The sequence below is a fragment of the Neisseria sp. HMSC073G10 genome (assembly GCF_001812605.1).
Taxonomy (GTDB): Bacteria; Pseudomonadota; Gammaproteobacteria; order Burkholderiales; family Neisseriaceae; genus Neisseria; species Neisseria subflava_A.
The window spans coordinates 96,260-110,165 of record NZ_KV809528.1 but is presented as its reverse complement, the minus strand read 5'-3'; the positions used below and the strand labels follow the sequence as shown (position 1 = coordinate 110,165).

Annotated in this window: 13 protein-coding genes; 1 reads left to right on the top strand and 12 read right to left on the bottom strand. The window is 50.7% G+C overall.

Annotation, left to right across the window (positions count from 1 at the left end; all coding sequences use genetic code 11):
* Positions 1–72: 72 nt before the first annotated feature.
* From nuoH to truC, 12 genes are all read right to left on the bottom strand, one after another.
* A complete protein-coding gene (gene nuoH / locus HMPREF2865_RS06465; RefSeq protein WP_070646482.1) occupies positions 73–1,149 on the bottom strand; it encodes an NADH-quinone oxidoreductase subunit NuoH in 1,077 nt (358 codons plus the stop codon).
* 2 nt (positions 1,150–1,151) lie between these two features.
* Positions 1,152–3,413: an NADH-quinone oxidoreductase subunit NuoG gene (nuoG, locus tag HMPREF2865_RS06460; RefSeq protein WP_070646481.1), complete on the bottom strand. Its 2,262-nt coding sequence runs from the start codon at positions 3,411–3,413 to the stop codon at positions 1,152–1,154.
* 58 nt (positions 3,414–3,471) lie between these two features.
* Positions 3,472–4,767 carry an NADH-quinone oxidoreductase subunit NuoF gene (gene nuoF / locus HMPREF2865_RS06455; RefSeq protein WP_003676995.1) on the bottom strand — a complete coding sequence of 432 codons (1,296 nt, stop codon included), beginning with the start codon at positions 4,765–4,767 and terminating at the stop codon, positions 3,472–3,474.
* 183 nt (positions 4,768–4,950) lie between these two features.
* Positions 4,951–5,535 (bottom strand): cold shock domain-containing protein, encoded by a 585-nt coding sequence (locus HMPREF2865_RS06450; protein ID WP_070646480.1) that lies wholly within the window; start codon positions 5,533–5,535, stop codon positions 4,951–4,953.
* A gap of 95 nt (positions 5,536–5,630) precedes the next feature.
* Positions 5,631–6,104 (bottom strand): NADH-quinone oxidoreductase subunit NuoE, encoded by a 474-nt coding sequence (nuoE, locus tag HMPREF2865_RS06445; RefSeq protein WP_004467713.1) that lies wholly within the window; start codon positions 6,102–6,104, stop codon positions 5,631–5,633.
* A complete protein-coding gene (gene nuoD / locus HMPREF2865_RS06440) occupies positions 6,104–7,360 on the bottom strand; it encodes an NADH dehydrogenase (quinone) subunit D (protein ID WP_070646479.1) in 1,257 nt (418 codons plus the stop codon). The genes nuoE and nuoD overlap by 1 nt, the downstream gene beginning before the upstream one ends.
* A complete protein-coding gene (locus HMPREF2865_RS06435; RefSeq protein WP_049332999.1) occupies positions 7,350–7,943 on the bottom strand; it encodes an NADH-quinone oxidoreductase subunit C in 594 nt (197 codons plus the stop codon). Before HMPREF2865_RS06435 ends, nuoD begins: the two co-directional genes overlap by 11 nt.
* Before the next feature lie 12 nt (positions 7,944–7,955).
* Positions 7,956–8,438 (bottom strand): NuoB/complex I 20 kDa subunit family protein, encoded by a 483-nt coding sequence (locus HMPREF2865_RS06430; RefSeq protein ID WP_002215610.1) that lies wholly within the window; start codon positions 8,436–8,438, stop codon positions 7,956–7,958.
* A complete protein-coding gene (locus tag HMPREF2865_RS06425) occupies positions 8,429–8,785 on the bottom strand; it encodes an NADH-quinone oxidoreductase subunit A (protein ID WP_003686600.1) in 357 nt (118 codons plus the stop codon). The genes HMPREF2865_RS06430 and HMPREF2865_RS06425 overlap by 10 nt, the downstream gene beginning before the upstream one ends.
* 334 nt (positions 8,786–9,119) lie before the next feature.
* Positions 9,120–10,577 (bottom strand): oligopeptide:H+ symporter, encoded by a 1,458-nt coding sequence (locus HMPREF2865_RS06420; RefSeq protein ID WP_070646478.1) that lies wholly within the window; start codon positions 10,575–10,577, stop codon positions 9,120–9,122.
* Positions 10,578–11,025: 448 nt separating this feature from the next.
* Positions 11,026–12,129 (bottom strand): peptide chain release factor 2, encoded by a 1,104-nt coding sequence (gene prfB / locus HMPREF2865_RS06415; RefSeq protein WP_003681666.1) that lies wholly within the window; start codon positions 12,127–12,129, stop codon positions 11,026–11,028.
* A 97-nt stretch (positions 12,130–12,226) separates the two neighbouring features.
* On the bottom strand, positions 12,227–12,943 hold the full coding sequence (gene truC, locus HMPREF2865_RS06410; RefSeq protein WP_070646572.1) for a tRNA pseudouridine(65) synthase TruC: 717 nt from the start codon (positions 12,941–12,943) through the stop codon (positions 12,227–12,229).
* Positions 12,944–13,084: 141 nt separating this feature from the next.
* Between truC and HMPREF2865_RS06405 the strand changes: the two genes are divergently transcribed.
* Entirely contained in the window at positions 13,085–13,813 is a 729-nt protein-coding gene (locus HMPREF2865_RS06405; RefSeq protein ID WP_003686578.1) for an LOG family protein, read from the top strand.
* Positions 13,814–13,906 lie beyond the last annotated feature (93 nt).

Here is a 13,906-nt window from a genome sequence, read left to right as displayed (position 1 = left end):
TTTCTCTCGGTTTGAAACGGTTAAAAATTTGGGGTTCAGGCTACCTGAAAACTTTCAGACGGCCTCCCTGCCCTATTTCCACAAATTCAGCGGTGAAATCATCCACACGCCCAAAATCACGACGTAGGCGAAGCCGATCGGAATCAGCACTTTCCAGCCCAAACGCATGATTTGGTCGTAACGGTAGCGCGGGAAGGTTGCGCGTATCCACAGATACCAGTACAGAACCGCTGCCATTTTCACGAACATCCAGAATGCGGAAGGCGTGCCGACAATGCCCCAGCTTTGCGGGAACGGAGACAACCAGCCGCCGAGGAACATCAGCGATGTCAGCGCGGCAATCAGAATCATGAAAATGTATTCGGCAAGGAAGAACAGCGCGAATGCAAAGCCGGAGTATTCGACGTGGTGGCCGGCAACGATTTCAGATTCACCCTCTGCTACGTCAAACGGCGCGCGGTTGGTTTCAGCAACGGCGGAAATCAGATAGACGATGAAGATGGGGAAGAGCGGCAGCCAGTTCCAAGAGAATACCGAACCGCCGGCAATACCTTTGGCTTGTGCGGCAACGATGTCGGAGAAGTTCATACTGCCCGATACCATCACGACGCACACCAGCGCGGCACTCATGGCAATCTCGTAGGAAATGCTTTGCGCGGAAGCACGCATTGCGCCCAAGAACGAATATTTGGAGTTGGAAGCCCAGCCCGCGATGATCACGCCGTAAACCGACAGCGAGGTAATCATCAGGATGTACAAAAGGCCGATATTGATGTTGGTCAGCACCCATTCTTCGTTGAACGGAATCACTGCCCACGCCGCAAAAGAGGGAGCAAGCGACATAATCGGGCCGATGTAGAACAGGGCTTTGTTTGACAGCTTCGGACGGGTTACCTCTTTAAACAAGAGTTTGAACACGTCGGCAAACGGCTGAATCAGACCCCACGGGCCGGTCACGTTCGGACCGACGCGAAGCTGCATAAAGCCGATGACTTTACGTTCGAAATACGTCAGGTAGGCAACGGTCAGAATCAGCGGAATCAGGATAATCACGATTTTGACGATGACGGATACCACCAAGCCTACGGTGATACCCAAATCGCCCAGACCGAGCGTTGCGGCAAAGAGGTTTTGGAACCATTCTTGCATGATCAAGCTCCCGCCAGTTCAATAGTGTCCATCAACGCACCCAGCGCGGCATTTTCGGTATGCAGCGGCAGATGCACCACGTTTTCAGGCAAACCGGCATCGGCTTTGACTGCAACCGATACGCTTGCGCCGTTTTGTTTGGCGACAGCGGTTTGTCCGTCTTGCAGCCCCAAGCGTGCCAATGTGTTTGGATTTACACGCGCGGCAGGCACGGCGGCATGGCTGGTTTCCTGCAACGGCGCGGAACGGCGCACGATAGAATCAGTGTGATAAATACCGACGCCGCCGACACGGACGAGGCGGTCTGAGGCCGTCTGAACGCCCTCCCCTGCCCATGTGCTGCGGTTGTCCAGTTTGGACGGCAGGCTTTCCGCATCCAGCGCATCTTTCAGAATCGCAGCGGTATCGTGGTATTCAAAACCTTTCAGGTCAAACAGGTTGCCCAATACGCGCAACACTTTCCACATCGGACGCGAATCGCCGAAGCCTTGTACCACGCCGTGGAAAGATTGCAGACGGCCTTCCATATTGATGAAGCTGCCTGATGTTTCGGTAAACGGCGCAATCGGCAACAATACGTCGCACACGTCCAGCAGTGTTTCGCTGACAAACGGCGTAAACGCCATCACGCTTTTCGCCTGTTTCAACGCGGCTACGGCTTTTGCGCCGTCCGCCGTATCGATTTCAGGCTCGACATTGAGCAGCAAGACTGCCTGTTTCGGCGCATTTGCCATTTCGGCAACGCTCTCGCCGGAGTTTACATTCAAGACATCCGCACCAACGCTGTTGGCGGCTTGCGGCAAAATGCCCAGCACTGCGCCTGTCGCATCTGCCAGCTCTTGCGCGGCGGCATAAATGGCGGCGTAATCAGGATGGTTTTGTACTTCCGCACCCAAAATCACTGCTGCTTTTTCAGCGTTTTTCAGGCTGGCGGTAACGGCGTGTTCCGCATTGGCAGACAGGTTTTTCAGACGGCCTGCCCACTCGTCGGGATGTGCGGCTTCTTGAGACAGAAGCGGCATAAACAATTCTTCTTTACTGCTGTCCAGCACGCTCAAAGCCATGCGGTCTTTGGCGGCGCGGCGCAGGCGGGCGGTCAGGAGCGGCTGTTCTTTGCGCAAGTTCGCACCGACTACTAATACAGCATCGTTGTCCGCCAGCGATTCAATACTTTGTCCCAACCATTGCGCACCTTTAATGCCGTCTGAAAGACGTTTGTCTTGTTGGCGCAAACGGGTGGCAAAGTTTTTAACACCTAAGCCGTCGGCAAGTTTTTTGGCCAGATACAGCTCTTCAACCGTATTCATCGGATTGGCCCAAACACCGACTTGGTTTTGGTTGCCGTCTTTGGCGATACATTCAATCGCGCTGCGAACATATTCCAACGCGGTTTTCCAATCCACGTCCATCCACTCGCCGCCCTGTTTGATTTTCGGGTTTTTCAGACGGCTTTCGTGATACAGGCCTTCGTAGGCAAAACGGTCGCGGTCGGACAGCCAGCATTCGTTGATGGCTTCGTTTTCCAGCGGCAACACACGGCGGACGGTATGGTCTTTGGTTTGCACAATCAGGTTGCTGCCCAATGCGTCATGTGCGGAAACGGATTTGCGGCGGTTCAGCTCCCAAGTACGCGCGTTGAAGCGGAACGGTTTGCTGGTCAATGCGCCGACAGGACACAAATCGATGACGTTGCCTGACAATTCGGTTTCCACTGCTTTACCGATAAAAGGCATGATCTCGGAGTGTTCGCCGCGGTTGGCCATGGCGATTTCTTGCACGCCGGCGATTTCTTCAGTGAAACGAATGCAACGGGTACAGTGGATACAACGGCTCATTTCCTCGGCGGAAACCAAAGGACCCATGTCCTTGCCGACGACGGAACGTTTTTCTTCGGTATAACGGCTGGTGGTTTTGCCGTAGCCCATCGCCAAATCCTGCAACTGGCATTCGCCGCCTTGGTCGCAGGTCGGACAATCAAGCGGATGGTTGATGAGCAGGAACTCCATCACGCCTTCTTGCGCCTCTCGGGCTTTTGCCGAATGCGTACGCACAATCATGCCGTCTGTAACCGGCGTGGCACAGGCGGGCAGAGGTTTGGGGGCTTTTTCCACATCCACCAAACACATACGGCAGTTGGCGGCGATGGAAAGTTTTTTGTGGTAACAGAAATGCGGGATATAAGTACCGAGCTTGTGCGCGGCTTCAATCACCGTCGCGCCCTGCTCCACAGATACCTGTTTGCCGTCGATTTCGATTTGTAACATGGTTCGTTCCTAGTTACGGGTATTTAATAAATAATTCTTTTAGAGGCCGTCTGAAAACTTAGCACCATTTATTCGGTTTCATCGGTCCGCCGTGTTCGATGTAATGCACAAACTCATCACGGAAATGCTTGGTAAAGCTGCGAACTGGGAAGACAGCGGCATCGGCAAGGGCGCAGATGGTGCGGCCTGCCATTTGGTTACCGATAGAATCCAGCAAATCCAAGTCTTCCATGCGGCCTTTGCCTTCTACGATGCGGTGGACGATGCGGTAAAGCCAGCCCGTACCTTCTCGGCAAGGCGTACATTGGCCGCAAGACTCGTCGTAGTAGAAGTAGCTCAAACGCTCAAGGGCTTTCACCATGCACACGTCTTCATCCATGACGATAATCGCGCCGGAACCCAGCATCGAGCCTGCTTTGGAAATCGAGTCATAGTCCATATTGGTCTGCATCATGATATCGGCAGGCAAAACTGGCGCGGACGAACCGCCGGGAATGACGGCCTTGAGTTTTTTACCGCCACGCATACCGCCCGCCATTTTCAGGACTTCGGCAAACGGCGTACCCAATGGCACTTCATAGTTGCCCGGACGCTCGACATGGCCGGAAATACAGAACAATTTGGTACCGCCTGCATTCGGAATACCTTTATCGGCAAATGCCTGTCCGCCGTCGCGGATAATGAATGGAACGGAGGAGAACGTTTCGGTATTGTTGATGGTAGTCGGTTTGCCGTACAGGCCGAACGAAGCAGGGAATGGCGGTTTAAAGCGCGGCTGGCCTTTTTTGCCTTCCAACGACTCGAGCAATGCGGTTTCTTCGCCGCAAATATATGCGCCGTAGCCGTGGTGGGCGAAGAGTTCAAATTCAAAATCCGAACCCAAAATATTTTTACCCAAAAAGCCTGCGGCACGAGCCTGCTCCAAAGCGGCCTCAAAGCGTTGGTAGCCTTCGAAAATTTCGCCGTGGATGTAGTTGTAGCCGGCTTTCGCACCCATCGCGTAACCGGCAATAATCATGCCTTCAATCAGGGCATGAGGATTGAACATAATGATGTCGCGGTCTTTAAATGTACCCGGCTCGCCTTCGTCGGTGTTGCAAACTACATATTTTTCGCCCGGGAAGGAACGGGGCATAAAGCTCCATTTCAAACCGGTCGGGAAGCCCGCACCGCCACGACCGCGCAAGCCGGAGGTTTTGACTTCGTCAATCACATCGGTTTGCGAGATGTTTTCGGACAGGATTTTACGCAGGGCGGTATAACCGCCACGTTTGACGTATTCGTCCAATGTCCAGCAATCGGGATTGGCGGTATCCACTTGGTCAAAAATCACGCCTGATTGGTAAATAGCCATTTTTGGTGTGCCTGTTTGTTTTCGTATAGGTTGCAGCCGTTGTTTTCAGACGGCCTAATATACCTTTGTATATCGACTCTATGCCGTCTAAAATAAAATATGTTGATTCACTAAAGTTGATATTTCAGACGACCTTGTATTTCGTTTTCATGGTTATAGACCTAGTCTACTTTGCTGAAGTTATCACCATCCACCGCATTTATCTTCACATGGAATCCCATCACCATCACCATCCATTTTGGTATCAGAACAATTCTGTAAAAACCATTTGGCCTCTTCGCATGACACCATCTGAGAACAATATTGCCTGCCATCACAACGATATTTATTACTATTGCTTTTTTTAGCTTGTATCGTAGCTGGATCATTAAGCTCTACTGGTGCATTAGTTTGTTTAGGGGCTAATTTTGCTGCGGCGAATTGATATATCTGATAACCAATTAACCCAAAAAGTGCCAACCCTACCAATTTCGTCAATATGGAAGACGACGTATCTAAGGCAAAAAATGATTTTTTCTTTGCACTCGAACGACGGTTATGATTCCGCTTAAAATCTCTTGCCTCACGATTCAAGTAACGAATCTGTTTAGCAACATTTTTTCCTTTTCCGTTAGCAGATACCTCAAAGCCAACCGCCTCATTAAGTTCAGGACGAGGGCTTCTTTGGGAAAAGTCAGAAATATGGCAGAAAATTTCTTGTTTACTACCATCTATCCGTATAAAACCATAACCTTTTTCATCATCCCACTTAACAATTATCCCTTTCATTAACCGCTTCCCTTTTTATTGTTACTTTTAAATCACAATTTAAAATTTTGGAATAACTAGTAAGTTTAATTACAAACCGAATATGTTCAGACGATCTATTCTAATTCTGCTAATTTTTTCTCAATCGCTTCTTCTGTCATAAAGCTGCACATGCTGTGGTTGTTAACCAGCATGACCGGTGCGTCGCCGCATGCGCCCATGCATTCGCCTTCAACAAGGGTAAATTTGCCGTCAGGCGTGGTTTCGCCGTAGCCGATACCGAGTTTTTGTTTGAGGTATTCGCCGGTAGCCATACCGCCGCGCAGGGCGCAGGGCAGGTTGGTACAAACGGTCAGTTTGTATTTGCCGACAGGCTCAAGGTCATACATATTGTAGAAAGTAGCGACTTCGTAGGCTTGTGCAGGCGAGATGCCGATATAGTCTGCGACAAAGGCGATGGTCTCGGGAGCGAGCCAGCCTTTTTCGGTCTGGGCAATACGCAATGCGCCCATAATAGCGGATCGGCGTTGGTCGGCAGGATATTTTGCCAACTCAATATCAATTTGTTTTAAGGATTCTGCGGATAACATTATCGGTCAACCTCCCCGAATACGATGTCCTGCGTACCGATGATGGCAACGACGTCAGCCAGCATGTGGCCTTTTGCCATTTCGTCCATGCCTTGCAGGTGGGCGAAGCCGGGTGCGCGGATTTTCAGGCGGTAGGGTTTGTTTGCGCCGTCTGAAATGATGTAAACGCCGAACTCGCCTTTCGGATGTTCGACAGCGGTGTAGGTCTCGCCCTCGGGAACATGCATACCCTCGGTAAAGAGTTTGAAATGGTGAATCAGGTCTTCCATACCTGTTTTCATTTCGGTACGTTTGGGCGGAGCGAATTTGTGGTTTGTGGTAATGACCGGACCCGGATTGACACGTAGCCAGTCGGAACATTGTTTGATGATGCGTACGGATTGACGCATTTCTTCCATACGGCAGAGGTAACGGTCGTAGCAGTCGCCGTTCACACCGACGGGGATGTCAAAATCCATTTTGTCGTACACTTCGTAAGGCTGTGTCTTACGCACGTCCCATTCCACGCCCGAACCGCGCAACATCACACCGGTAAAGCCTTTTTGCATGGCGCGCTCAGGAGTGACAACGCCGATGCCGACAGTACGCTGTTTCCAAATACGGTTGTCGGTCAGGAGGGTTTCGAGTGTATCGATGTTTTTCGGGAAACGTTCGCAGAAGGCATCGATGAAGTCGAGCATGGTGCCTTCGCGGGATTCGTTGAGCTGCTTCAATACTTTGGCGTTGCGGAATTTGCTGCTCTCGTATTTAGGCATGAAGTCGGGCAGGTCGCGATAAACGCCGCCGGGACGGAAGTAGGCTGCGTGCATGCGCGCGCCGGAAACGGCTTCGTACAAGTCCATCAGCTCTTCGCGGTCGCGGAAGGCGTAAAGGATGGCGGTCATCGCGCCAATATCGAAGGCGTGCGAACCGATACCCATCAAGTGATTGAGGATGCGCGTTACTTCGGCGAACATCACGCGGATGTATTGGGCGCGGATAGGCACATCGATACCGGCAAGCTTTTCTACTGCCAAACAATACGCCTGCTCGTTGACCATCATGGAAACGTAGTCCAAACGGTCCATATAGGGCAGGGCTTGCAGATAGGTTTTGGTTTCAGCCAGTTTTTCAGTACCGCGGTGAAGGAGGCCGATATGCGGGTCGGCGCGGACGATGGTTTCGCCCTCCAACTCCAAAATCATACGCAATACGCCGTGCGCCGCAGGGTGTTGCGGGCCGAAGTTGATGGTGTAGTTTCTTAATTTATTGGCCACCGTAGTTCTCCTCACGGACGATACGCGGCGTGATCTCGCGCGGCTCAATGGTAACAGGTTGGTAAATCACGCGTTTTTGCTCTTCGTCGTAACGCATTTCCACATAGCCGGAAATCGGGAAGTCTTTGCGGAACGGATGTCCGACGAAACCGTAATCGGTCAGGATGCGGCGCAGGTCCGGATGGTTGTTGAACATGATGCCGTACATATCGAAGGCTTCGCGTTCGTACCAATCCGCGCTGTTGTAAATATCGACTACGGATTCGACTATGGGGAAGTCGTCGTCTGAAACCCAGACTCGTACGCGGATGCGTTGATTGTTTTTAACGGAAAGCAGCTGACTGACGACGGCAAAGCGCTTGCCCTGCCATACTTCGTTTTTGTAAGTGCTGTAATCGACACCGCACAAGTCGACCAGAAGCTCGAAATGCAACTCTTCATGGTCGCGCAATGCGGTCATGACTGAAATATAGTGTTCGGGCAGACACTCGACGGTAATCTCGCCCAAAGCTGAAATGACTTTGCTTGCCTGATCACCAAGCACGCCGACGACGGTCTCGTATAAGTTTTGAATGCTTGCCATGTCGTCCTCTCCTTACTCGTCACGCGCGATGGTGGAAGTGCGCTTGATTTTTTGTTGGAGCTGAATCAGGCCGTAAATCAGAGCTTCCGCAGTCGGCGGACAACCCGGCACATAAACGTCTACCGGCACGACGCGGTCGGCACCGCGCACAACGGAATAAGAGTAGTGATAATAGCCGCCACCGTTGGCACACGAGCCCATAGACAATACCCAGCGCGGCTCGGCGAGCTGGTCGTATACGCGGCGCAGGGCTGGCGCCATTTTGTTGGTCAGCGTACCTGCCACAATCATCAGGTCGGCCTGACGTGGGGACGGACGGAAAATGATGCCGAAGCGGTCAAGGTCATAACGCGCCATACCCGCATGCATCATTTCCACGGCGCAGCAGGCCAAGCCGAAAGTAACCGGCCACAATGAACCGGTACGCATATAGTTCAACACCGTATCCGCGCTGGTGGTGATGAAACCTTTTTTCAAAACGCCTTCTATTCCCATTCCAGCGCACCTTTTTTCCATTCGTAAATAAAGCCCACCGTCAGAACGACGATAAACACCAGCATAGACCAGAAGCCGTACGCGCCCAAATCTTTGAACACGACAGCCCACGGCAACATGAACGCGACCTCCAAATCAAACAGGATGAAGAGGATGGCGACGAGGTAATAGCGCACGTCGAACTTCATCCTTGCGTTTTCAAAGGCTTCAAAACCGCATTCGTAAGCCGCGTCTTTTTCGGCATAGTGACGTTTCGGGCCTAAAATTGTGCCGAGCAGAATAAACAGCACGCCGGCCGCAAGGCCGACGAGGATGAATACGAGGACGGGAAAGTAACTGGCCAACATGGTCGTACCTAACTGGTTGACAGACAAATCTTAAAAATAGGTTACCATTTTATCGAATTTCAAAAGCCATTTAAAGGTAAATATCAGCAAATCAGTAAAAAAACCCTAATAAATTCAATAAAGTTATGAGAACAATTCTTATTCTTATTTAATATTTCACAATTTTAATTTCAGTTTAATCATGTATCATTTAATTTGGATTTTCTGCCTGTCCGATTTACTTCAAAAATATGGAAAACCACCCTTTTCCAAACCTCAATAAAAACATCAGGCCGTCTGAAAACTGATTCTTTTCAGACGGCCTGTGTACATCACATTATTTTAAATAGAAAAATCAATCGACACCTTTGAGCATGCGGTTCAATACTGGGGTGAGTACCAGCAGGATACCGCAGGTTACTGCGCCGATGGTGGCCAGCATCCAGTAGAAATCCAATGGCGACTGAGCATTGTAGTAGTCTTTAAACAACACTCCGCCCAAGGTAAAGCCAATGGACAATGCTAAGAAATTCAACGCAACCATTTGTGTTTTAAACATGCTCGGTGCGATTTTGGTGGAAAACGACAGCGAAATCGGCGACAGCATCAACTCGCCTATCGTAATTGCCAGCAACATCAGCATAAACACGATAATCGGCATCGGGGTCTCGGATGAAATATACGGAATGAAACACAAATAAGAGGCGCCGGTTACCAACATGGCCAGTGCAAACTTCAACGGTGTTTTAGGTTGGCGTTTGCCCATTTTCGTCCACACCGTGGCCATCACGCCGGAAAAGAGAACCACCCACATGGCCTGTATCGAATCTTTCCATGAAACAGGCACGGTAAAGCCGAAGAAAGTACGGTCAACCGTTTCGTCAAAATAAACCGTTGCAACGGTGTACACCTGAAACCAAACCGCCCAGAACATACAAATAGTCAAAAACAGCGGAATATAGGCCATGATGTAACGTTTATTGGCTGCCTCAACTTGGCTGCTGCCCAGCAAACGTGCAAAATAAGCGATAACGGTGATAATGACCACGCCCAAAAGCCAGCGTGAAAAGTTCTCAAGATTGAGCGCGCCGGAAGCAATCACGCTGCTCAACACCAAAACCAGCAACACGCCGACAGCTATTGCAGTCTGTATCTTTTCAGGACGCAACGGATTCGGAGCCGGCGTATGCGGCAGGTTTTTACGGCCGCGCGAATACCACAGCAGGCCAAATGCCATACCGACGGCCGCTGCGCCGAAACCGTAATGGAAACCCATTCTGTCTTGCAAAATACCGGTCAACAAAGGGCCTAAGAAACCGCCAATATTGATGGAAATATAGAAAATGGAGAAACCGGCATCACGCAATTCTCGCAGGTCGTCCCGTTCATACAAAGAACCGACCATCGAACCGGCAGACGATTTCACGCCGCCGCTGCCCAGCGCGATAAACACCAAGCCCAACAGCAATCCCATCAAGCCCGGCACAATCGCCAATAAAATATGGCCGATCATTACGACAATGCCGGCGATAAACAGGGTACGCTCCGCGCCCCAAATGCGGTCGGCTAACCATGCGCCGAGAATGGTGGACAGGTAAACGCTGCCGCCGTATGCGCCAACAATACCGCCGGCCAAAGCCTTATCCATACCCAAACCGCCTTGATTCGCGGTGTAATACAGATAAATCAGCAGGATGCCCTGCATACCGTAGAAGGAAAAACGTTCCCACAGCTCAATATGGAATAGGGTGGATAATTGCAAAGGATGGCCGAAGAAGGTTTTCTCGGCAGAAGACGGCTTTTGACCGGACATTATGAGTTCTCCTATATATTAGACAGGCTCAGGCTTCAGACGGCCTGTTATACCTACCAATCATTTTTATGGAAACCATATATTACCGTCAATCTTTGCATTTGCAAAACATTAAAAAGCATATTTTTACAAAAAGATTAATATTCGCATTTAAAAAAGAACTCAATAGCTACATAACAAGCATATCGCGGCCATCTCCGTCATGCCCTACATATTTAAAAACCCATTAATTTTTAGATTTTCTATATTGTATTTTTCATGCGGCCAAAAACGGATATATTTACTGCGTTCAGTATTTCATTTAGGCTGATAAGACTTTATCTTATTCAAATAGATAAAACCTTTTCCGCTGGAAATATAAATCATCGCAGTGGATATAGTTACTGCCATATTCAACAACAAACAGGCCGTCTGAAATCTTTCAGACGGCCTGTTTATCTCTTACGGTTTACACACCTTGTTTCAGGCTGGCTTCGATGAAGCCGTCCAAGTCGCCGTCCAATACGGCTTTGGTGTTGCCGACTTCGTAGCCTGTACGCAGGTCTTTAATGCGTGAGGAATCCAAAACGTATGAGCGGATTTGGCTGCCCCAACCCACATCGGATTTGCCTTCTTCCAAAGCCTGCTTCTCTTCGTTGCGTTTGCGCATTTCCAATTCGTACAGTTTGGATTTCAACATTTCCATCGCGGCGGCTTTGTTGGCGTGTTGAGAACGGTCGTTTTGACATTGCACCACAATCCCTGTCGGCTCGTGAGTAATACGCACGGCGGAGTCGGTTTTGTTAATGTGCTGACCGCCGGCACCCGATGCGCGGTAAGTGTCGATGCGCAAATCGGCAGGGTTGATTTCGATTTCGATGGAATCGTCGATTTCGGGGTAAACAAACACGGATGAAAAAGACGTGTGGCGTTTGTTGTTCGAGTCAAACGGCGAGTAGCGCACCAAGCGGTGAACGCCGGTTTCCGTGCGCAGCAGGCCGTAGGCGTATTCGCCTTCCACGCGGATGGTGGCGCGGTTGATACCTGCGATTTCGCCGTCGTCTTCTTCAAGGATTTCGATTTTGAAGCCTTTGCGCTCGGCGTAGCGGCTGTACATACGGAACAACATGCCCGCCCAGTCTTCGGCTTCGGTACCGCCCGCGCCTGCGGTAATGTCGATAAAGCAGTTGTTCGGGTCGGCAGGCTGGTTGAACATTCGTTTGAATTCGAGGTCGGCCATTTGTTTTTCCAAACCGGCCACATCTTCCTGTACGGCGGCGAAACCTTCTTCGTCGTTTTCTTCGACAGCCATTTCAATCAGCATGCGGTTGTCTTCGATACCTGTGGCGATGTTGTCGAGCGTCACCACGATGCCTTCGAGGATTTTGCGCTCTTTGCCGATTTCTTGGGCGCGTTTGGGGTCGTTCCAGAGTTCCGGGTCTTCGGAGAGGCCGACGACTTCTTCAAGGCGGTCTTTTTTGCCTTGGTAGTCCATGTAGACGCGGATGTCTTCGCTGCGCTTCTCCAAGTCGTTTAGGGTGTTGTTAAGCTGGTTGATTACTTCGGCTTCCATGATTCTTGTGTTCTTTCAAAATTTTAGGGGCGTATTGTAAGGGATTTGCCTGTTTTTTTCCATGACCGGGCCGTCTGAAAATGTGCAGTTTGGCTTTTCAGACGGCCTCGATTTTGAATTTTTCCATCCAAAGCCGCCAGTCGTTGTCTGTCGGCGCTTGTACAGTCATCCGGCTGCCGTCTTCTATGCTTTGAAAACTGAGGCTTCGCGCGTGCAACATCAGGCGTTGCGTGCCGATATGTTCGGCAACGGCATGGTTTTGGCGCAAATCGCCGTAGTTGGTGTCGCCGACGATGGGGTGGAAAATGTGTTTCATATGGCGGCGGAGTTGGTGTTTGCGGCCGGTGTGCGGCGTGAGTTCGGCCCACGAATAACGCGAGGTCGGATAACGCAGTGCGGATTGGAACGGCAACTCGGTTTGTGCCAGACAACGATAGGCGGTTTGCGCTTCCTGCAAAGTCGCTTCGGTCTGCGCTTCAGCGATTTTGTCGGGCATATATTTGAGGGCGTAATCAATCAGGCCGTCTGAAGGCAGATGACCGCGAACAATCGCCCAATAAGTTTTTTCGATGGTTTTATTTTCAAATTGCTGCGTCAATAACCGTGCAGCTTCCGTATCGAGGGCAAACAGCAAGACGCCGGAAGTCGGGCGGTCGAGGCGGTGGACGGGATAGACGTGCTGCCCGATTTGGTCGCGCAGGGTCTGCACGGCAAAACGGGTTTCGTGTTTGTCTAACCAGCTTCGGTGCACCAGCATTCCGGCAGGTTTGTTGACGGCGATGGTGCGGCTGTCGCGGTGGATAATATCGAGCATGGCAAAGCAGTAAAAATAAAAGCAGATATTGTAACGGGCTTTTGAAAATGTGGCAGGCACACTTGCCGCCGAAACCCAACTTTCAGACGGCCCGTCCCTTTCGGGTTACAATACTGCACATAAAAACACGAAGGAAAAGCCGTGAGCCTGCTCAAAAAACTGCCCAAACCCATGCTGCCCGACGAAACACGCCGCGATATTCAGGCGCGCGAGTCGTATCATGTATTGAAGATTATTTCCGAATTTGTCGAAGCCGGCGAAGAATTGCGCGCCATTCAGCCAGCCGTCAGCATTTACGGCAGCGCGCGCACACCCGAAAACCATCCCGACTACGAGTTCACATTACGCTTGGCACGCAAACTGTCGGATGCCGGATTTTCCGTCATTTCCGGCGGCGGGCCGGGCATTATGGAAGCGGCCAACAAAGGCGCATTTGCAGGCGCAAGCCCGGCGGTGGGGCTGAATATCGTGTTGCCGCACGAGCAAAAAGCCAATCCGTATCAAGATTTGTCGATTAAATTCCAACACTTCTTCCCGCGCAAAGTCATGTTCGTCAAACACGCCGTGGCGTATGTCGTCATGCCCGGCGGTTTCGGCACGTTGGACGAATTGTTTGAAAGCCTGACTTTGGTACAAACCGGCAAAACGCCCGACCGCCCGATTATCTTAGTGGGCAAAGCATTTTGGGCAGGGCTGTTGGACTGGATACGCGAGCAGTTGCTGGGCAGAAACCTGATTTTGGAAGAGGATTTGAACTTGATCCGCGTCATCGACGACGAAGACGAAATCATCGAAGAAATCTTCGCCCATTACGAAAACCGCTTGGAAGACTTGTCCGAACACCAAAATGCTTGGTCGCTGGGGCTGTAAAAAACTAAGGTTTCAACTAAAAAAGGGCGGTTATCCCACCTACCCTTTGCTTCATTAATAAAGGCCGTCTGAAAATGTTTTCAGACGGCCTTT